We start from the raw sequence: 20,888 nt of genomic DNA on the forward strand, positions 1-20,888 counted from the left end.
GAATAGTTTATAACAAAATACTCCTTAGGAAATAGAATTCCCTAAAATTTAAATGTATTTATGTTAGTATTTTAAAAATTTTCAAATGCTTATATGATGAAAAAAATTGTGATTTTCTCAGGCGCAGGAATGAGTGCGGAAAGTGGTATTGATACTTTTCGTGATCGTGGTGGATTATGGGAAAACTACAATATCCAAGAAGTCGCTACCCCTGAAGCATGGCAACGTAATCCTGAATTGGTTCAGCGTTTCTATAATGAACGTCGTAAAAACATACTTGAAGCCAAGCCCAATCTCGCCCACAGGATCATTGCTGAGCTTGAACAATACTTTGAGGTACATGTCATTACTCAAAATATAGATGACCTTCATGAACGTGCAGGAAGTCAACAGGTGATCCATCTGCATGGCAACATTCGACTCGCCAAAAGCTCAAAACCACATGCGGAATACAGCAATGAATTTTATCCCATTCAAGGTTGGAAGTTGGATTTAGAAAAAGATCAATGCCCTGAAGGCTATCCACTCCGCCCACACGTCGTTTGGTTTGGTGAAGCTGTGCCTGCTTATGAACAGGCAATCCAGACTGTTCAAGATACAGATATCTTTATTGTAATTGGTTCAGCCTTGGCTGTTTATCCTGTCGCAGATTTGATTTATGAAATTCCACAATATTGTGAAGCATATTATATTGACCCTCAAGCCAGCCATTCGCGTGTACCAGTACAATATGAATGTCTAAAAATGAACGCAACGGATGGAATGCAGCAACTTTTTGAAAAATTCACAAAGCATTAAAAAACCAGTGTAATTACACTGGTTTTAAAGACTCCATCATACACTTTGATGAATCATTTATTTTCATCATTTGGGTGAGCCTGCTCTTTCTTCTCATCCTTAATTGGCTTAGTTGCTAATGAATCATTGAATAACTTATTCAATAAAGGCTTCGTCACTCGATAAATAATACATCCAACCATGATCAGTAAATAAAGTGGCCAAATGGTCACTAAAATAACCAACAAGTCCAAAATAAATTGCCAACCGTATTGAACACCTTCCCAAGCGCGTTTCCAAAAACCATCACCATTTAAACGTGCTACTGCATCTACATCGACATCTAAGCTTTCACGAACCATTGCTGGTTGTTTGATGGTGATACTAATGGTGCTGAAACGAACACGGTCTTGCACTTCAAGTTGTGTTAAACGAGAGATTTCATTCAGTTGAGACTGTTTAGTATCACTTGGTACAGTCTGAGTTTGTGCCATTTTTTCTTCCAATAGCTTTAACTCAAAACGTTTTGCTGAATACTGTTGCTGGTTCAAAAAGTACATTAAAGGCAACAATTGATTTACATACACAGCAGCTTTGTCACTAGGCACTCGTACAATAATTTCTGCATGCGGATCAACTTTTTCAAAAACGCGAATTTTACCATCACCAATTTTTTGCGTTTGTTTATCTAATACATCAAAGCTGATATTTTTCTGCTCAATGAAACCACCTGCCTGAAAAGTAAGCTTGTCGATTTCTAAAGCAGTTTTCACCACATCCTTAGCCGTAAAATTAACTTGTGCTTCACGCACCATACGTCGTGCTTTTTCTGCTTGACTGACATCGGTGCTTAAAATGGTTTCAGGCTTTTGTTCAGTTACAGGTGTGGTATCAACAGTATTTTCAGCAGCTTGTTCATTACTTTTTTCAGAAGCATCCGCGGCTTGTACAGCATCTTGCGCAACCACTTGTGAATCTTGTGCAGATGCACTTTCAGCAGCTTCTTCTGCTTTTTTTGCACATCCAGAAATTAGAACAAGACTAAGCGCGAGTATTAAATGTTTATTATTCATAAATTATTGACTTTAGTTAATGATTTTTAAGTTTTTGAGATTATAAAGACATTTTCCGATTTTTACCATGCATAAAAATACAGCATCGAAATGCTGTATTAAGAACTGATCTATTTTATTTATTTGATGCTTGTTTAACCTGTATGCCCTATTTCATCATAAGACTGTACTGCAATTTCAGAAATCATATTTTCAAATGAGAAAATTTCATCTAACTGTTGCTGTGTTAATAAGCCTTGTTCTAATACGACGTCTTGAATGGTTTTATTTTCAGCTATGCACTGTTTCCCGATTTCATCACATTTTGCATGCCCTAAAATAGGATCAAGTAGAGTAATGATACCCACACTACGCATTACAGCGTCATAGCAGGTTTTTTCATTGGCAATAATGCCCTGAATACATTTCTCATCCAAGGTTTGAATCCCATGAATCAATAACTCAATGGATTCATTCATCGAGAGCGCAATCACAGGCTCCATTACATTCAACTGTAATTGCCCTGCTTCAGCAGCAAAAGTAATCGCCAAATCATTGCCAATTACTTTAAAAGCAATTTGATTGACCACTTCAGGAATAACAGGATTAACTTTTGCAGGCATGATTGATGAACCTGCTTGCAATTCGGGTAAGCGTATTTCCCATAATCCTGTACGTGGTCCAGAACTCAGCAAGCGTAGATCATTACAAATTTTAGAAAGTTTGACAGCCAAACGCTTCAATGCACTGGAAAGAATGATAAAAACACCACAATCACTGGTCGCTTCGACATAATCTTCAGCGCCAATCAACTTTAGACCTGTTAAAGCGGTTAAATTATGATTTACTTGTGCTGCATAACCATGCGGTGTATTTACACCTGTCCCTATCGCAGTCGCACCTAAATTAATTTCCAATAAAAGTTCTCGTGTTTTTTTAATTAAACGTACATCTTCTTTTAATAGGGTGGCAAAGGCATGAAATTCTTGACCCAATGTCATCGGCACGGCATCTTGTAATTGAGTTCGCCCCATTTTCAGTACAAATTGAAATTCTGATGCTTTTAAAATGAGCGAACTGATCAAATTGTTCATTTTTTCAAATAACAGATCGAATGAATAATATGTCGCTAGACGTAACGCTGTCGGATAAACATCGTTGGTGGATTGTGATTTGTTGACATGATCATTGGGATGAATAATATCATATCGACCTTTTGCATAACCAAGTGACTCTAAAGCAATATTTGCAATCACTTCATTGGTATTCATGTTGATCGATGTACCCGCACCGCCTTGGTAAACATCCGATGGAAATGAATCTTTCCAGTCTTGAGGATTTTCAATCAACTTATCACAAGCTTGTTGAATGGCTAAACTCATCTCTTCCGATATTTTATTAAATTGAAAGTTGGTTTGTGCCGAAGCTTTTTTAACTTGAGCTAATGCGCGGATAAAAAAGCTTTGTTCACCGACAGTATGTTTAGAAATATTAAAATTTTCTAAAGCTCTCACGGTATGGATGCCGTAGTAACTATTTATAGGTACTTCTTTGCTTCCCAATAAATCTTTTTCTATTCTTGTAATTTCTGCAGCAAGTTGGACTGTTTCCATGGGATATTCTCGTTATTTATGCACTATAGCCGTGCATTTCCTATCATATTCTCTCTATAAAAATTTTGTATTAGCAAAATATGTCATTTCTATCCGAAATTTTTCGATATGATAGAGGTATTGTTGCTCATGTAACTTTATGTAACCACATTCACTTATACTTCTTCAATGTGAAAATGCACAGCGTTTTATTTAAATTTGCTTTATAAATGCTGATTTTCGCTTTTGTATCCAAACGTACAATTGGATACAAAAAACTTGCATAATCACCTTATAAAAATTACAGCGATATTTTTTATTTATGTGAAAGAATCCGCTCGTGAAACTCATGTGAAAAAAATAAAACTTGGAGATTTGCTCCACAAGGAATGAATTAGATATGGACTCAATCAACCCCACAGTTGTGACCTTTATTTTCTATATTATTGCAATGGTCTGTATCGGCTTATATGCCTATAGAAAGACCACTGATTTCTCAGACTATATCTTGGGTGGTCGAAGTTTAGGTAGTTTTGTCACCGCGCTTTCGGCAGGTGCATCTGATATGAGTGGTTGGTTGCTCATGGGGCTGCCAGGCGCAATCTATCTCACGGGTCTATCAGAGTCATGGATTGCAATCGGCTTAATCATCGGTGCATGGTTAAACTGGTATTTGGTCGCAGGTCGTTTACGTGTTCACACTGAGGTACAGAATAATGCCCTGACATTGCCAGATTATTTCACCAGTCGTTTCGGCGATAAGAAAAAAGTCCTACGCATTATTTCTGCATTAGTCATTTTGATTTTCTTTGGTATTTATTGCGCGTCAGGCATGGTCGCAGGTGCACGTTTATTCGAAAGTATTTTTGCAATGAACTATACTACCGCACTTTGGGTCAGCGCGATTGCAACCATCAGTTATGTCTGCATCGGTGGATTCCTTGCTATCTCTTGGACAGATACTTTTCAAGCAGGTCTAATGATTTTCGCATTGTTGCTAGCGCCAATCATGACTTTCTTGGCTGTAGGTGATTTACAACATGTGACGCAATTAATTGAAACTGCTCGTCCACATGCTGCAAATATGTTCCAAGGGGTAAGTTTTATTGCCATTATTTCATCAATGGCTTGGGGCTTAGGCTATTTTGGTCAACCGCATATTCTGGTCCGCTTCATGGCTGCAGATTCAGTCAAATCAATCCCAAATGCACGCCGTATCGGTATGGCATGGATGATTCTTTGTTTAGCTGGTGCCGTGGCAGTAGGTTATGTCGGTATTGCTTATTTTCAAGCACATCCAGATATACCTTCAGCAGCAATTGTGGCAAAAAATCCTGAAACAGTATTTATGGAACTCACCAAAATATTATTCAACCCGTGGATTGCAGGTGTTGTTTTGGCGGCAATTCTTGCTGCTGTGATGAGTACCCTAAGCTGCCAACTTTTGGTCTGTTCAAGTACATTAACCGAAGATTTATATAAGTCTTTTATTCGTAAAAAAGCGTCACAAACTGAACTGGTTTGGGTCGGTCGTTTGATGGTGCTTGCGATTTCTGTGCTTGCCATTATTTTAGCCTTTAACCCAGAAAGTAAAGTACTTGGTTTAGTTGCTTATGCGTGGGCAGGTTTTGGCGCGGCATTTGGACCATTGATTTTACTTTCAGTGTTCTGGAAACGCATGACTTTAAATGGTGCTTTGGTCGGAATCATTGTCGGTGCTGTGACTGTAATTGTTTGGAAAAACACCATGGCCGCGACTGGGCTTTATGAAATCATTCCTGGTTTTATCTTCTCTCTGATCAGTATCATTGTGGTAAGTTTATTGGGTAAAGTGCCTGAAAAAGAAGTCACTGATCGTTTTGATGATGCTGAACAAATATATGACCGTGAAATGAAAAATTTATAAGCGTAGATCATGAAACGATAAAGGGGCTGATGCCCCTTTATTATTTTTTCGCTTTTACTTTGGATTTAAAATTAAGATGTAATTGTGAACTGTCTTTAATTACTTCCATGACTGGGTAGCTTCGTGTTTCCTTGACACCAGGCAACTGCCACAATACTTGTCCCGAAATATGCCGAAAAGCTTCCATGTTGGCACAGCGAATTTTCACCAAAAAATCAAAGCCTCCACTAATCATATGACAAGCCATAATTTCAGGATATTGAACCACAGCCTCTGAAAAGGCATCCAAGACATTCGGGGTCGTTTTGTCTAATAAAATCTCAACAAATACCACAAAATTTGCTCCCAGCATCTTGGGGTTAAGCTTAGCCTCATAACCAAGAATATACCCTTCCGCTGTGAGTTTCTGTACACGGGCTAAGGCTGCTGTAGGAGACAAATTAACTTCTTCAGCGAGTTTAATATTGGAAATTTTTCCATCTTTTTGCAAAATTTCTAAAATCCGAATATCTATACGATCTAGCGTTAAATATGCACTTTCCATAGAATAATTCTCTAAATATTCTTAAAATTATAGTGAGTTATTCACCAAATATTCTGCAATCATAAATTATATAAACCACACAGCTCAACAAAAATATTTGCGAGTCACAGGACGTTGACAATGAATATGAATTCACCCCAAATTTTAGACCCTAAACTCGCACCAAGTTTAGATTACATCACTGAATTCAAAGAAAAAACAGACTTTGAAGATGCAATCAATTCAGCATGGCGACGTGCTGAACCAGAGTGTGTTGAAAATCTAATTGAACACAGTCAACTGTCTGAAGAAATGAGTCAAAAGATCTATGACACCGCATTTAATTTGGCGCATAGTCTAAGAGATCGTAAAAGCTCATCAGGTAAAGCTGGTATTGTACAAGGCTTACTTCAAGAGTTTTCTTTATCGTCTCAAGAAGGAATCGCCTTGATGTGTCTGGCTGAGGCTTTGCTGCGTATTCCTGATAGTGCCACACGAGATTTATTAATTCGCGATAAAATTAATCAAGGCAACTGGAAAGATCACTTAGGGCAAAGTAATCTGATGTTTGTCAATGCCGCAGCTTGGGGATTAATGCTGACAGGCAAATTAATGGAAACACCAAAACAGTCTAGCCTTTCAGGCGTACTTACCTCTCTTCTGGCACATACAGGTAAAGGTATTATCCGTAAGGCTGTTGATGTTGCCATGCGTATGATGGGTGAACAGTTTGTAACTGGAGAAACCATTGAAGAAGCATTGGATAATGCCAAAGTACTTGAAGATAAAGGCTTTCGTTATTCTTACGATATGTTGGGTGAGGCTGCACTCACTGAACATGACGCGGATCGCTATTTTGATGATTATACTCAAGCAATTCATGCGATTGGTAAAGCGTCGGAAGGCAAGGATGTCTATGCAGGTCCTGGTATTTCCATCAAACTTTCTGCACTACATCCACGTTATCAACGCTCGCAAACTGAACGTGTTCATCACGAACTTTATCCACGTATTTTAAATTTAGCGCTTTTGGCAAAAAATTATGATATTGGTCTAAATATTGATGCAGAAGAAGCAGATCGTTTAGAACTTTCTTTGGAATTGCTCGAACGTTTATGTTTTGAGCCACAACTTGCTGATTGGAAAGGTATCGGCTTTGTAATACAAGCCTATCAGAAACGCTGTTTCTATGTGGTTGATTATATAATAGACCTCGCTCAACGTAGTCATAAACGCTTAATGATCCGTTTGGTTAAAGGTGCTTATTGGGACAGTGAGATCAAAAAAGCACAAATTGATGGTTTTTCTGACTATCCAGTCTTTACCCGTAAAGTTCATACCGATTTATCTTATATTGCTTGTGCAAAAAAATTACTTGCAGCACCAGAGCAAATTTACCCTCAATTTGCGACGCACAATGCGCAAACGCTTGCCACGATTTATCAACTGGCAGATCCACAAAAATATTATCTGGGTCAATATGAATTCCAATGCTTACATGGCATGGGCGAACCTTTATACGAACAAGTAGTGGGAGATATTTCGGCGAAGAAATTAGGTATTCCTTGCCGTATTTATGCACCTGTCGGTAATCATGAAACCTTGTTGGCTTATCTTGTACGTCGTCTTTTAGAAAATGGCGCCAATACTTCTTTTGTCAATCGTATTGCGGACAAAAATATTCCCATTGAAGATTTGATTGAAAATCCAGCTCAGGAAATTATTGAAACTGCGCAAAAAGAGCATCAAATTGGTTTAAAACATCCTGCAATTCCACTACCGCATCAGTTATATCAGGGAATTCGTCAAAACTCACAAGGTTTTGATCTTGCCGATGACAGCCAATTAAAAGCTCTAAATCAAACCGTTCAACATTTTTTAAAGTATCAATGGAACAGTTATAGTTTAATTGATCAGTCTAATGTATCGGATTTTGATGCAGCAAATTCACAAAAAATTCTCAACCCATCAGATCATACCGATATTGTCGGTCATGTCATTGAAGCGGAATCTGCACAGGTAGATTTAGCATTGGACAATGCACATCATGCATTTGAAGCATGGAAAAATACCTCTAAGGATTTTCGTGCCAGCCTACTACTGAAAGCGGCTGACCTAATGGAAACACGTTTGCAAGAGCTGATGGTATTACTCTGCCGCGAAAGTGGCAAAACCTACAGTAATGCCATTGCAGAAGTACGTGAAGCTGTTGATTTCCTACGTTACTATGCCGCACAGATGCAAAGTATAGATCAACATCTTACGCCGCTTGGGACAATTTTATGTATCAGCCCATGGAATTTCCCTCTTGCTATTTTTACTGGACAAATCTCGGCAGCCTTAGTTGCAGGCAATACGGTGATTGCCAAACCTGCAGAACAAACCCCTTTGATCGCAGCACAAGCAATTCAAATCCTTTGGGAAGCAGGTATTCCACGATCTGTCGTGCAGCTACTTCCTGGACGTGGAGAAACAGTCGGTGCAAAACTCAGTCAAGATGAACGTATTCAAGGTATTATGTTCACGGGTTCCACCGAAGTGGCTAAAATTTTGCAAAAAACAGTTGCACAACGTTTAAGTCCAACAGGTCAACCCATTCCACTGATTGCTGAAACAGGTGGTCAAAATGCCATGATCGTGGATTCGTCAGCATTGACTGAACAAGTCGTGATTGATGCAGTTAACTCAGCTTTTGATAGTGCGGGTCAACGTTGTTCGGCACTGCGAGTATTGTGTGTACAGGAAGACAATGCAGCAACTTTAATCAAAATGTTGAAAGGCGCCATGCAGCAATTAAATATCGGTCAACCGATTTTACTCAAGACTGATATTGGACCTGTAATTGACCTTGAAGCACAGCAAAATATTGCCAATCATATTGAAATGATGCGTAACAAAGGTCATAAAATACATCAATTGGCTTATGACACACCAAGTTCAGACTTAAATTTAGGGACTTTTATTGTTCCGACTCTGATTGAGCTACCAAATCTTGATGATTTAAAACGTGAAGTCTTTGGTCCAGTATTGCATGTGATTACCTACAAATATGGAGAGTTAAAACAACTTTTGGCTCAAATTAATGCCAAAGGCTATGGTTTGACTATGGGTCTACATACCCGTATTGATGAAACGATTCAAACCACCATTGAACATGCTGAAGTGGGTAATTTATATATCAATCGAAACATTGTGGGTGCTGTTGTTGGGGTTCAACCGTTTGGTGGTGAAGGACTTTCAGGTACAGGTCCTAAAGCTGGCGGTCCTATTTACTTATATAAACTCATGCAACAAGCAGAGTTAGCTGCTGTTGCCTTTGGGACAGTTAAAAATATTTCTGAGCAGTTAAATTTGACACCTTCCGAAGTGCAACAGCAATTCCAGCTATGGGCAAAGCAACAGTATCCGCAGATTAAACTGCACGCATATATTTCACCTCTGGCTTTATACGCACTGCCTGGACCAACAGGAGAATCAAATCAATATCATATTGTTGCGCGCCATCGCATTGCCGTAATTGCCGAACAAGAAAATGCGTTATTGAATCAATTCAATGCTGTAATGACTTTAAATAGTCAAGTGGGCATTTTAGCGACAAATGCTTTAGCATTAAAAATGATTCAATCCATGCCAAAGAACTTACAGCAACAATTTTTTATGATCAATGACTTATCCAATGATGAATTTGATGCAGTACTCCATCAAGGTTCTACACAAAATTTGAAAGTCTTACAAACCACAATTGCACAACGTCAAGGTGCTATTGTTGGCGTCACACATCATCATGCCAACGATAAGATTCCACTTGCAGCATTACTCATTGAGCGAGCCATCAGTATTAATACTGCTGCGGCTGGTGGGAATGCAAGTTTGATGACCCTAGACCAAGCTTAAACTAAGCGTAAGTTTAAATGAGTTGTATCATTTTCCATACCAAGTCAAAGTCATTTGACTTGGTTTTTTCAGCTGAAACCTTGCGATTAAACGTGAATTTTTTTCAAAATAAAATTGCACCACCTATAGGCAAACCGCCTGATTATCCATCTAAGTGATTTGATTACAATCATTCATAGCCAATGAACTTTATGCTTATACACAAATTATTAACAGCTTAGAGATCCATTTATTTTTACATTTTTGGATCATCGAGAGTCTGTTTATCGTGAGCCGACAAGAATGTCACCATGTTATGCGGGGCATCACCTACGCAGATCTATTTCGACATTTCATAAAAAGCGTGGCAATAAATACTTTATGCCATTCAGCAACAAATTCATCGTATTGATTTTATTGGTCAAAAAAATAATATTTTAACTTCATCAACTTACAAATATTTTATTTCACATGAACTTTCCGCTCATCTTCCAAATAAGTTCTAGCTAACAATTCTTTTTTTACTTCCATATAATCATCTTGTTTTTTTGGCACTAAACTTTCAATAAACCAAAGCCCGTCTGCTGCATAGCGTAAGATTTTCAATTCAATTGAATGGTCTGTATCAGCATGTTGTAATAATCTTTGTGCCAACCAACAATCCCACTTATCGCTAAAGGATTTATCTGTCATTACTGTCATGCTTAAAGCACTCCACAACGTATCTACACCAAATTCTGAACTTAAAGTGACATCAATATAAGCACGCGTAAATCGACCATATTGAATAGCATCCTTTTTCATCACCACACTGATTCGTTCGTCAAGTTGTTGAATTAAAGCTTCAAGCATTGCTTCAATAAGGATCTGTTTGTTGGCAAAATGATGAAACACACCACCTTTTGTAATACCAGACCGAGTTGCAACCGCCTGAATTGAAATCCCATTTACACCTCTTTCTGCCGCCAAATACATCGCATTTTCGATAATACTTTTTTTAACGCGCTCAGGATCTTTTTTACGCTGATAAGGATTTGTTATAGTTTTACCAATATTCACACTATCCTACCCACTGCTCGCTTAGTGCCCTGCAGAAGTTGAAAACAAGTTAATCACCAATACACCTGAAATAATTAACCCAATACCGATAATTGCAGCAATATCCAAACTCTGTTTGAAAATAAAATAACCGACCAAAGCGGTAAGAATGATTCCAACACCTGCCCATATTGCATAAGCAATACCTAAAGGTATGGTTTTAATCACTTGTGAAAGTAAATAAAAGGAAATGACGTAAAACAGGACCACCAATAAGCTTGGGGCAAGTTTGGTAAAACCTTGGGATTTGACCAAAAAAGTAGAACCTGTAACTTCTGCAATAATTGCAATCGCCAACAAAATATAAGCAAACAGGATTGAGTTCATCTTTTGAACCAAAAAAGATACCGAATGGTTGGTATGCTATATAATTTTAATGAAAAGTTCAAATATCAAGCCATGAAAAAATGTTGAAGTTTTGTGCTATGCTATTTCTCTATCTCTTTGTTTAATTATATTTTTTATAAAAAAAGGTGGAATATCCATTTTTTCCACCTTTTCTTTTTTCACTTTTTCAACTTAGATCGGATTGATAAAATAAAAAAATGAAATGATAAAAATCAAAACCGTTATCGCTAAAATTAGATAAGTATTTAAGGTATTGAAACTTTTCATAAAATTAAGAATTTCCATTTTTCTTCGTCACAAAATAAAACACTTTGTTATTCTAATATATTTTGTCACAATTTGTAAGATCATTAAGTATGATTAAAACTCAAAATACATATTTTCTTCATATTTCTGTGAACTTGCACAATTTTTATTTGAGAAATAAAGGTTTAAGTCATCTTTTTCGAATGATAAACTTCATCATATAATTGTTTTTATTCAATAATCATTACTTATTTTCATTTTATTCTATACTGATTAAAATTTTTATACAAAAAGTGGATATTATGCAGATATTTTAACTTTAATTAGTAATACTTAATAGCAAATAGGTCAACCACTTTACCCTTTGGTAAAAAATTAAATAAATTAAATACTTAATCATATTATATATTTCAACAATATATCTTGGAGGGGTTTATTGACTAATACGATAAGCAATTTTTCATAATGATCTGTGATGATAAAACCACAACAATGATTTTAATCGTATAAAAATTAAGATATTGCTGCTTAAATCTATTGTTTTAAACTATAAATGAGTTTTTTTCATGAATATTACACTCTTCCCTGAGTGATCGATCTCTAAAACCCTTTATTTGACTTCGAAGTGATGCTTTTCAGTGACTAATTTAATTTTTATATCTTTGTAGTAACGAATCATTGGATCATTGACATCTTTTTTCAGTGCATCAGCAAATTTATCTTCATTCATCAACTTCGCATAAGTCTTATATCCAATCTTTAAAGTTTCCGCTTGCTTTCCGGACTGTTGAAATTCTTCAATACGCTTATTAATCTGCTTAACACTAATTTCCATCTTTAATTCCCCGCGAACGCTTTAATTTTTTATAACACTGTTTTATGACAGTTCCATTTAAAAAGGGAATTTTTTTAAGTTTATTTCTGTAAATGCGTATTATTCTTTAAAAAATCTAAGGTTTTTACAAAAGTCTGTTGGCTGGCTTGTTTTCCTAAAAAGAATTGATATTCATGAACCAACCATTCTTTTGATTCAGGATAAAACACAGCATTTACAGGAATTTTCTTTTCTTGCAACGCATTCACAAATGGGATGGACTGTGTTTCTGTCAAGAAATCTTTATTGCCACCACTGATAAAAACAGGTGGATAATGGGCTGTCAAATAATGAATTGGTGATAATGCCTTTAAATAGTCAGCATTATTTTTTTGATTTCCGGTATACGCTTCAACAAGCGTATTGACACCCCATTCGATCAATTTAATTTCTTCTGGTGCTGTATCCACAAATGCATTCATGTCATAAATTCCACAATGCAAAATTAAACCCTTTACTTGGGATGGTTGAATGAGTGGGATAAATGAAGATTGCTTTGCATAATCAACATTTGTGAGTAAGGCTGCATAATGGCTGACTAAGTTCGCACCAGCAGAATCCCCTGCTAAAAATAATTGGTTTGCATCAATTGCATATTGTTTGGCATTTAGCTGAATAAATTGTAAGGCTTGATTAATTTGATTGAGTTGAGTGGGATAAATGGCTTCAGGTGCAAACTGATACTCTACTGACACCACATTATAGCCTTGAGCTGCGAGTAATTTAAAATAACCTCTTGCATTGTCTTTAGCACCAGAGATCCAACCACCACCATGTATCCAAACAATGGTTGGTCGTGGTGTTGACTGTTTAATGTTCTCAGGCTGATAGAGATCAAAATTTAATCTTGGCGTTGTTTGATAAGCAATATTATGATGTACAACTACCTGTTCAGGTGCATGTTTATCCATCAACAATTGTTGAAAATGTGTTGATGTATCAAATACTCGCGCGATGACTTTGCTGCTTTTCTGTACATTTTGACAAGCAGAAAGTGTGAATAAAGATATTGCACAGATAAGAATATTAAATCTAAGCATATTAAACTCAAAACGATCACTCACCATAGCGTTGATGAGTTTAAATATATTGATGGCAATATAACCTAGATTTAAACGCTTTTCTTGCTGTTTTAATATATGTCGAAATCAACAAAACTTACTGTTAAATTTTAGCAATTTGTTGATGCAAACTTTGCAAAAACAAGTCTGCCTCTGCTTTGCTTTGACATTTTTTATGATACGTTCCATTCGCCTTTTGACTATGGGGTGTATATTTAATATCAATCGAAAAATCTTGTGTAATCATATTCTTCGAAACATGCACTGCAATAATATGTAGAGAGTTTAGATAAAAACCATCTTCTATTTTAACCAACATTTTACAGCCTCAGATTTTCATACAATCATAAAAAGGTGAAAAAGCTCATAATGTGATGAGCCGACTATTTAAATAAATTAAAGTTAAGTGTATCTCAGTTTAGCTAGATTTTAAAATTTTGATTCTGTTTTTATGTAACATAATTTAGACAAGGATTAATCAGATTTAAAACATAAAAGTAACTTTCAATAAAACTGCTCTAAATTGTCCGACATTTTTTCAGCCATCCTCGGTGATTGGTGCTAGATTGAATAAATCGTGATATTTATCACATTACATAATAAAAGTTATTTGTTTTGATCTCTTTTATGGAGGTTGTGAATATGAATTATTTAATTATTTTGAATTCTTCTCATCAACATCATTTTGAGGAAGTTCATAAACTGATCTGTGACTATGATGCTTCGATTCGAGTTAACCCTTCAACTTGGCTCATACATACCCATTATGATGCAACAATCATTCGTCAACACTTAACCAGCATTATCAGTATCCATGATTCGCTTTTAGTATTCAAAATAGATCAAGAACACTCTTTTACCAATGATTTGGACTTAAATGATTGGTTGGAAGATATTCATAATGAGAGTGCCATTAGTCTTTAATGATGAATGACCAATGTGGTTCTTCATTTAAACTAAGCTATCCCCCTGAGATCAAAGGGATAGCAATATTTTTAATGGTAAATTAAACACTCAACATACTGTTTAGTGTCTCACTGACATTTTTTGATTTCACTTGAGATTTTAACGCCTCTAGTGATGCTTTCACTTCACTGCGTTGTGGTTCAGCCAAAGTATACCAGCGTGTCAATACTTGTAATAAACGAGAACCGACGATTGGGTTTTTCTCATCTAAGTATTTCGCCAATTCAACAAAATGTTGAACACCAAAACTCCATGTATTTACAGGATTAGCATTTAAACCACCGCTCACTGAACGTATACGGTTTGGTGTACCCAAATCATAGTCTACATGTGAAGTTAAATATTTGATTGTTTCAGCAGTTGCTTTTGGATGCGCAGCTTGAATCATAAACCATTGATCCAATGACAAATCCTCATCTTTAAAACGTGTATAAAAGTCTTGTAAAGCTGCTTTGGCTTGAGGAGCATCATTCCAAACTAAAACCTTCAATGCACCCAAACGTTCCGACATATTCATTGAGTTTTCATATTGAGCAAAAGCCAAATCAAAAACCTCACGATCGCCTTGTCGTGCCATTAAACTCAACATAATATTTTTCAAAGCACGGACACCCATCGCTTGTGAAAATTCATGTTGTGAATCGGGATCAAGTGACAAATAAGTGTCTTTGGCAAAACGACCCAATACTTTCGCCAATTGATTTAAAAGTGCTTCACGCGCTTCATTGACAATCAATGGATTATAATCTTGATCAATGCGACTTCCTAAGTAACCTTCTGTAGGTACATCAAACAAACGAGATGCCAGTAACGGATCTTTTTCAATTACATTCGGCAAAGTTTGTTGTATTGCATCTACATAAATTTGGGCATCGTGACCATTGAGCAAAATACGTTCAAGTAAAGTTTGTGTCGCTTGCCATTGATTAAAACCATTGGTTTCGTATTGCAGTAAGAATGCCAGCTCTGCATCTGAATAATTAAATTCGAGATTTACTGGTGCAGAGAAATTACGCAACAAAGAAGCAATTGGCTTTTCAGTTATTCCTGTAAACTCAATGCTCGCTTCTGCTTGATCAAACAAATACACACCATCTTTCACATCATTTTCAAATAGAGCATCTGATTTCAGGGTATATTGCGCTCCTGTCTGCGCATTAAATAATGCCAAAGCAACAGGAATAGGCACCGCTTTTAAATTTGGATATTTAGCGTGGGGTTTTAAACTTTGTTTAAAACTTAAACGGTAAGTTTGAGCAACGGCATCATACTCACCTTTGGCTTCAAGTTTTGGTGTTCCTGGTTGATTATACCAAATGAGGAATGCTGATAAATCTACCCCTGAACCTGCTGTCAATGCAGCAACCCAATCTTCAACTGTCACCGCTTGCCCGTCATGACGGCGGAAGTACTCATCTGTACCTTTGCGGAATTTTTCTTTACCCAATAAAGTGGACATCATACGATTGATTTCAGCACCTTTCTCATACACTGTTGCTGTGTAAAAATTGTTGATCTCTACAAAATGATCTGGTCGTGGTGGATGAGACAATGGACCCGCATCTTCTGGAAATTGATGCGCTTTTAGAACAGCAACATCATCAATTCGTTGTACCGCGGCAGATTGAAGATCTTCAGAGAAAGACTGATCACGGAAAACCGTTAAACCTTCTTTGAGACACAATTGGAACCAATCACGACAAGTAATACGGTTACCTGTCCAGTTATGGAAATATTCATGCGCAATCACAGATTGCACACGCATAATCGCTGCATCTGTCGTATATTCTTCATCCGCAAGCACACATGAAGTATTGAAAATATTCAGACCTTTATTCTCCATTGCCCCCATATTGAATTGACTGGTGGCAACAATCATATAATTGTCTAAATCATAAGCTCGCCCATAATGTTCCTCATCCCAACGCATAGAATGCTTGAGTGCTTCCATTGCAATATGGCATTTTGGAATGTCCTTCTCTTCTGCATAGATTTCTAAAGCAACATCCCGACCTTCTGAAGTCGTATAACGATCTTTTAATACTGCGAGATCACCGATCACACAAGCAAATAAGTAAGCGGGTTTTTTAGTAGGATCTTGCCAAATTGTATAATGACGATCTTCACCAGTTTCACCTGCTTCAATCAAATTACCATTTGCCAAAAGTACTGGATATTTTTTGTCAGCCTCTACACGTGTGGTAAAAACAGACAATACATCTGGACGGTCTGGATAGAAGGTAATTTTTCGGAATCCCTCTGGCTCATTTTGGGTCACAAATAAATCAGTACCAGCGAGATACAGTCCTTCTAGCTGTGTATTGGTTTCAGGATGAATAATGACAACCGTTTCAACAATTGCCTGTTCTGGCGCATTGCTGATAACGAGCTGTTCTGAATCCAACTTATACTCACTTTCTGTAAGTGGCTTACCATTAATTTTAATTGATTTTAATTCTAAATCACGCCCCAGCAAGACTAAATCGCCGACTGCTTGGCGTTTCATTACTAATTTTGAACTTACATCAGTATGGTCATCATAAACTTGAATATCCAGATGAATAGAATCTACAACATAGGATGGTTTCTGATAATCTTTTAAGTATATGGTTTGATCTGCTTCAACGATGGGGTTTGCCGCAATATTCATATGATGTCCTAATCCTATTGTTGAGTTTAGACGTAGTGTTGTGAATTTGATCATGCTTCAAATTTCACAATTTGTCTGTATTGTTTATTCATTTATATATGGGTGTAGTTGAAATTAATTTCAATCGTTTCAAAGCAAATGAATGCAAAAAACGTGCGAGATGCCCTTTATTTATACAAAAATAGCATTCTTGGATAGCATTGTTCGCTAGGCGCATTTAAAAATGATTTCTATATGGGGAAAACTAAATACTTATTTTAGACCAAGCAAAGAAGTCTCTTATCTGAGCACATCGATTGGTGTACCAATACAGTGAATTCGATTGAACCCAATCATGGTTTTTAGTTTTTGAGTTAAAATCACGATTCGATAGTAGATATAAAAATTGGATAATGGACATATACACTTGTTATCAGAAGCTATAACCCAGTTTAGGCAAGAACCCTGTTTAGACAAGAGCAATCGCTGGAAAATTAATGAACAATAAGCAATATCAACATATAGGAAAAATATTAAAATGCTTAGGCTATTTATGATCACTTTATATCTCTTGAATATATCTGCATCTGCACAAGCGACAGCATCATACTTTTGCTTTAAAACAGAGCATCAGAAAAATATTTTGCTGGTTTCTGCTGAGGAGTTTCCTGAGATCAAAACGATTCAATATTATCCATATTTAAAAAAGATTAATTTGAAGTTTTCTCATTATGATGCAATAGATACAGCAACAGGCAGACCAAGCGAATTTCACTATTTTTATAAAGAAGTCATCAATAATCAATTGTCAGGAACTTATGAAGTGATTTATCAAGGTGCGATGTTCTATACAATCAACTATACCGCTAAAAATGATCGTCGCCCAACAAGATTTGAGAGAATTGATCATCTAGATCCAAACTCACAGCAAAGCTTAAATCGACAAGGTATTGATTGCTTTTAAACGATATTTTTACAAAGAAACACGCAGAATAATGCTTTCTTAATCTGATATTATGGATAATGGCTTTAAACGAAACAAAGATATGTCATTATGAAGTTGCGAACATTGTTCAGTGTGTGCTGTTTTACTTGGTTAGGACTTAGTACGTTTACCCATGCAAATCCTGAATTTTTAGCTCCAGATCAAGCTTTTCAATTTTCAGCAGAATCACTTTCAGAAAACAAAGCCCAATTGAATTGGACGATTGCACCTCATTATTATCTCTATCATGATCAATTCAAGGTCACTGTAAATAATAAAGCAGTACCATTTAGCTTACCAAAAGGACATATCAAAGATGATCCAACCTTTGGTAAAACTGAAGTTCACTATGAAAGTGTAAGCACCACTATTCAGGTTAAACCCAATACTCAATATGTAGTAATGTACCAAGGTTGCTCCGCTGATGGTTTATGTTATCCACTACAAAGAAAAAATATTGCTACAGATGCAGATGGCTTATTGCCTCAAAACAATACTGCATCTAAAAACATGCTGAGCAGCCGTACAAATAATTCCTTGTTGAGCCAATCTGAAACCGCTCCATCTCTAGATAAAAATATTAAAAATGATTCAGATCGTGCAAAAATCCCAACATCGAATGCAGATAATGCAGAAAAAAATTCAACTATAGCAACGACAACGAATGTACAAAAAAATATTAATCAAGATCAATCCACTGAGGCTAGTGTAGATCCTAACAAGATACTGAGTTCAAGCGCTGTCATTACAAACAAATCCAATTCCTCCCCCCTAAATGCCAATTCTTCAACAAATGACCATACAACGTCATTACAGTGGAATGATGATCAATCATTTTTTAAACTTTTATCAAAAGATTCATTGTTTCTGAATTTATTGGTATTTTTTGGTTTAGGAATTTTGCTTGCTTTTTTACCTTGCTCACTGCCCCTCATCCCGATTCTTTCAGGCATCATTATTCAACGGGCTAAAGGCTATAAAGCGGTAGTAATTGCCCTCTCCTTTGTGGTGAGTATGGCGGTCATTTACGCCATTATGGGAATTGTAGTTGCTGAGATCGGTTATAGTTTTCAACGCTGGTTCCAAAGCCCTTGGATTGTTTCATTATTTGCTGTGTTATTTGTCATATTGGCATTGAATTTATTTGGTTTATATCAGCTCAATTTACCGCAATTTATAACCAATAAACTCAGCAATCTACAAAACAATCAAAAAGCGGGCACCATTTTAGGTGCTGTTATGATGGGGGCTTTATCCGCACTGATTGTAGGTCCTTGCATGAGTGCTCCGCTGGCTGGTGCATTATTATTTGTTTCACAAACCCAAAATGCTGCTTTAGGTGGTCTCTATCTATTTATTCTAGGTCTAGGTATCGGCGTACCTTTATTTATTGCCAGTGTATTCGGTTCTAAATTATTACCAAAACCAGGAAAATGGATGGATCGAATCAAAGTCAGCTTTGGCTTTGTGATGCTCATGGTTGCGTTGTACTTTATTCGTCCAATGCTACCTTCTACGGTTTATGCTGCAATTTTCGCTCTATTGTGTATCGCGCTAGCAATCTACTTATTTATTGCCTTGCGAGATAGTGAAAAAGTTGTCAATAAAGCCATACTTGCAGTGATTGCCGTACTGAGTCTTTTTGCGGGACTTTGGAACATTCAACAAGGTTATGCTGCTTATCAAATTCAACATAGTCAATCCGAACATTTGGTCTGGAAGAAAGTCACTACCGCTGAACAACTTGAAAGTGCTTTGGTTCAAGCAAAACAGCAAAATAAACCGATTATTATAGATGTTTATGCAGATTGGTGTGTGGCATGCCAACCCATTGAAAAAGAGGTTTTCCCACGTGTCGACGTACAGGATGCATTAAAGAATTTCACACTGATTCAGTTAGATTTAACCGAATATAATGCCTCACAGGACATTATTTTAAAACAACGCGAAATATTAGGTCCACCAACGATGTTGTTCTTGAATCATCATGCAGAAGAAATTCGTGAATTGCGCTTCACTGGAACTTTCTCAGCACAACAATTGCTCAAACAAACAGCACAAGTGCAAGAAATCGTGAAAGCACAATGACCATGATAACCCTACAAGCCATTCATCTCGGTCCATTCATGCTACCTTGGACGCTGACGATCTTGATGGTCGCCATCTTAGTCAGCGTCATCGTAGGAAAGTTGACTTACCGTTACTTTGAGCTAGAAACTTCACAGTGGTCAACTTTTAAAGATTCGATTTGGACTGGGATTTGGCTTGGTGTGTTATGTGCACGTATAGGCTTTGTATTATTGAATTTAGAGGTTTACTTAGACCATCCTATTGAAATCATCAAAATTCAAGACAAAGGATTTAATCTTTATTTAGGCGTTATTGCAGCTTTTCTCTGGATCATATGGAAAAATCGCTTGCTGAAAAAAAGCTTTATCCTATTGCTACTCACAATATTTAGTTTATTGAGTGTTTCAGCTCATTACACCTATCGACAAATACAACTGCAATATCAACAATTTCCTGACGTTCAACTACTGAATTTACAACAGCAACCTATCAAACTCACAAAATATTTAGGAAAACCGACTGTGATTAATCTATGGGCAAGTTGGTGTCCACCATGTAGACGTGAAATGCCCGTATTAAGTAAAGCACAGAAAAAATATCCCAATGTGAAATTAATCTTTATTAATCAAAATGAAGATGCGGTAACTGTGCAAAACTATCTGCAACAACACTCACTGCAACTAGATGAAGTTTTATTGGATACAAATGGTTCAACTGCTCAAAAAATGGGAATGTTTGGTTTACCCAGCACTTTATTTTTCGATGCACAAGGCAAATTAATCGATACACATATGGGAGAAATTACCCATGCTGCCTTACATCAAAAAATTCAAAACTTAGTTTCGGATTAAATGATGTCAACATCACTGATTTTGTCATGATGAGTTT

Annotated in this window: 16 protein-coding genes; 7 read left to right on the plus strand and 9 right to left on the minus strand. The window is 36.6% G+C overall.

The window, feature by feature from the left end; genetic code table 11:
- Positions 1–96: 96 nt before the first annotated feature.
- The gene (locus AAV97_RS12710) at positions 97–798 is read left to right on the plus strand and encodes an SIR2 family NAD-dependent protein deacylase (protein ID WP_046760772.1); all 702 of its coding nucleotides are present in this window, start codon (positions 97–99) and stop codon (positions 796–798) included.
- A gap of 53 nt (positions 799–851) precedes the next feature.
- On the opposite strand, the gene AAV97_RS12715 is transcribed toward AAV97_RS12710, so the two are convergent.
- On the minus strand, positions 852–1,850 hold the full coding sequence (locus tag AAV97_RS12715; RefSeq protein ID WP_046760773.1) for a DUF4349 domain-containing protein: 999 nt from the start codon (positions 1,848–1,850) through the stop codon (positions 852–854).
- Positions 1,851–1,984: 134 nt separating this feature from the next.
- Positions 1,985–3,442 (minus strand): aspartate ammonia-lyase, encoded by a 1,458-nt coding sequence (gene aspA, locus AAV97_RS12720; RefSeq protein WP_046760774.1) that lies wholly within the window; start codon positions 3,440–3,442, stop codon positions 1,985–1,987.
- A gap of 379 nt (positions 3,443–3,821) precedes the next feature.
- Between aspA and putP the strand changes: the two genes are divergently transcribed.
- Positions 3,822–5,327 carry a sodium/proline symporter PutP gene (putP, locus tag AAV97_RS12725; RefSeq protein WP_046760775.1) on the plus strand — a complete coding sequence of 502 codons (1,506 nt, stop codon included), beginning with the start codon at positions 3,822–3,824 and terminating at the stop codon, positions 5,325–5,327.
- A 40-nt stretch (positions 5,328–5,367) separates the two neighbouring features.
- Here putP and AAV97_RS12730 read toward each other — a convergent pair whose 3' ends face one another.
- Positions 5,368–5,871: an Lrp/AsnC ligand binding domain-containing protein gene (locus AAV97_RS12730; protein WP_004830526.1), complete on the minus strand. Its 504-nt coding sequence runs from the start codon at positions 5,869–5,871 to the stop codon at positions 5,368–5,370.
- Between the two features lie 120 nt (positions 5,872–5,991).
- Here AAV97_RS12730 and putA point away from each other — a divergent pair, with 120 nt between their 5' ends.
- Positions 5,992–9,744 carry a trifunctional transcriptional regulator/proline dehydrogenase/L-glutamate gamma-semialdehyde dehydrogenase gene (gene putA / locus AAV97_RS12735; protein WP_046760776.1) on the plus strand — a complete coding sequence of 1,251 codons (3,753 nt, stop codon included), beginning with the start codon at positions 5,992–5,994 and terminating at the stop codon, positions 9,742–9,744.
- A gap of 441 nt (positions 9,745–10,185) precedes the next feature.
- On the opposite strand, the gene AAV97_RS12740 is transcribed toward putA, so the two are convergent.
- The 5 genes from AAV97_RS12740 to AAV97_RS12760 all read right to left on the minus strand — a co-directional run bounded on the left by AAV97_RS12740 (position 10,186) and on the right by AAV97_RS12760 (position 13,669).
- Entirely contained in the window at positions 10,186–10,782 is a 597-nt protein-coding gene (locus AAV97_RS12740) for a TetR/AcrR family transcriptional regulator (RefSeq protein WP_009587023.1), read from the minus strand.
- A gap of 21 nt (positions 10,783–10,803) precedes the next feature.
- Positions 10,804–11,136, minus strand: coding sequence for a DMT family transporter (locus AAV97_RS12745; protein WP_370469257.1), 333 nt, complete (start codon positions 11,134–11,136; stop codon positions 10,804–10,806).
- Between the two features lie 889 nt (positions 11,137–12,025).
- Complete coding sequence (locus tag AAV97_RS12750) at positions 12,026–12,250, minus strand: hypothetical protein (protein WP_004830522.1); 225 nt, start codon at positions 12,248–12,250, stop codon at positions 12,026–12,028.
- 80 nt (positions 12,251–12,330) lie between these two features.
- Positions 12,331–13,329: an alpha/beta hydrolase gene (locus tag AAV97_RS12755; protein ID WP_046760777.1), complete on the minus strand. Its 999-nt coding sequence runs from the start codon at positions 13,327–13,329 to the stop codon at positions 12,331–12,333.
- Positions 13,330–13,453: 124 nt separating this feature from the next.
- Positions 13,454–13,669 carry a hypothetical protein gene (locus AAV97_RS12760; protein ID WP_004830520.1) on the minus strand — a complete coding sequence of 72 codons (216 nt, stop codon included), beginning with the start codon at positions 13,667–13,669 and terminating at the stop codon, positions 13,454–13,456.
- Between the two features lie 323 nt (positions 13,670–13,992).
- Between AAV97_RS12760 and AAV97_RS12765 the strand changes: the two genes are divergently transcribed.
- Positions 13,993–14,274: a hypothetical protein gene (locus AAV97_RS12765; protein WP_004830519.1), complete on the plus strand. Its 282-nt coding sequence runs from the start codon at positions 13,993–13,995 to the stop codon at positions 14,272–14,274.
- 82 nt (positions 14,275–14,356) lie between these two features.
- Here the strand turns inward: AAV97_RS12765 and pepN are convergent, their stop codons facing one another.
- Positions 14,357–16,966 (minus strand): aminopeptidase N, encoded by a 2,610-nt coding sequence (pepN, locus tag AAV97_RS12770; RefSeq protein ID WP_046760778.1) that lies wholly within the window; start codon positions 16,964–16,966, stop codon positions 14,357–14,359.
- Between the two features lie 532 nt (positions 16,967–17,498).
- On the opposite strand from pepN, the gene AAV97_RS12775 reads away from it, so the two are divergent.
- The 3 genes from AAV97_RS12775 to AAV97_RS12785 all read left to right on the plus strand — a co-directional run bounded on the left by AAV97_RS12775 (position 17,499) and on the right by AAV97_RS12785 (position 20,851).
- The gene (locus AAV97_RS12775) at positions 17,499–17,909 is read left to right on the plus strand and encodes a hypothetical protein (RefSeq protein WP_042088651.1); all 411 of its coding nucleotides are present in this window, start codon (positions 17,499–17,501) and stop codon (positions 17,907–17,909) included.
- A 90-nt stretch (positions 17,910–17,999) separates the two neighbouring features.
- A complete protein-coding gene (dsbD, locus tag AAV97_RS12780) occupies positions 18,000–20,018 on the plus strand; it encodes a protein-disulfide reductase DsbD (RefSeq protein WP_046760779.1) in 2,019 nt (672 codons plus the stop codon).
- Positions 20,015–20,851 (plus strand): TlpA disulfide reductase family protein, encoded by an 837-nt coding sequence (locus tag AAV97_RS12785; protein ID WP_046760780.1) that lies wholly within the window; start codon positions 20,015–20,017, stop codon positions 20,849–20,851. Before dsbD ends, AAV97_RS12785 begins: the two co-directional genes overlap by 4 nt.
- The last annotated feature ends 37 nt before the right edge of the window (positions 20,852–20,888 follow it).

This window comes from Acinetobacter sp. Ag2, assembly GCF_001005515.1.
GTDB lineage: Bacteria > Pseudomonadota > Gammaproteobacteria > Pseudomonadales > Moraxellaceae > Acinetobacter > Acinetobacter bereziniae.

What these genes read in the sequence shown, in the direction of transcription:
- pepN (WP_046760778.1), bottom strand. Translation starts at nt 16,966, where the DNA reads ATGAATATTGCGGCAAACCCCATCGTTGAAGCAGATCAAACCATATAC.
- AAV97_RS12750 (WP_004830522.1), bottom strand. Translation starts at nt 12,250, where the DNA reads ATGGAAATTAGTGTTAAGCAGATTAATAAGCGTATTGAAGAATTTCAA.
- AAV97_RS12785 (WP_046760780.1), top strand. Translation starts at nt 20,015, where the DNA reads ATGACCATGATAACCCTACAAGCCATTCATCTCGGTCCATTCATGCTA.
- dsbD (WP_046760779.1), top strand. Translation starts at nt 18,000, where the DNA reads ATGAAGTTGCGAACATTGTTCAGTGTGTGCTGTTTTACTTGGTTAGGA.
- AAV97_RS12715 (WP_046760773.1), bottom strand. Translation starts at nt 1,850, where the DNA reads ATGAATAATAAACATTTAATACTCGCGCTTAGTCTTGTTCTAATTTCT.
- aspA (WP_046760774.1), bottom strand. Translation starts at nt 3,442, where the DNA reads ATGGAAACAGTCCAACTTGCTGCAGAAATTACAAGAATAGAAAAAGAT.
- AAV97_RS12755 (WP_046760777.1), bottom strand. Translation starts at nt 13,329, where the DNA reads ATGCTTAGATTTAATATTCTTATCTGTGCAATATCTTTATTCACACTT.
- AAV97_RS12760 (WP_004830520.1), bottom strand. Translation starts at nt 13,669, where the DNA reads ATGTTGGTTAAAATAGAAGATGGTTTTTATCTAAACTCTCTACATATT.
- putP (WP_046760775.1), top strand. Translation starts at nt 3,822, where the DNA reads ATGGACTCAATCAACCCCACAGTTGTGACCTTTATTTTCTATATTATT.
- AAV97_RS12710 (WP_046760772.1), top strand. Translation starts at nt 97, where the DNA reads ATGAAAAAAATTGTGATTTTCTCAGGCGCAGGAATGAGTGCGGAAAGT.
- putA (WP_046760776.1), top strand. Translation starts at nt 5,992, where the DNA reads ATGAATATGAATTCACCCCAAATTTTAGACCCTAAACTCGCACCAAGT.
- AAV97_RS12765 (WP_004830519.1), top strand. Translation starts at nt 13,993, where the DNA reads ATGAATTATTTAATTATTTTGAATTCTTCTCATCAACATCATTTTGAG.
- AAV97_RS12775 (WP_042088651.1), top strand. Translation starts at nt 17,499, where the DNA reads ATGATCACTTTATATCTCTTGAATATATCTGCATCTGCACAAGCGACA.
- AAV97_RS12730 (WP_004830526.1), bottom strand. Translation starts at nt 5,871, where the DNA reads ATGGAAAGTGCATATTTAACGCTAGATCGTATAGATATTCGGATTTTA.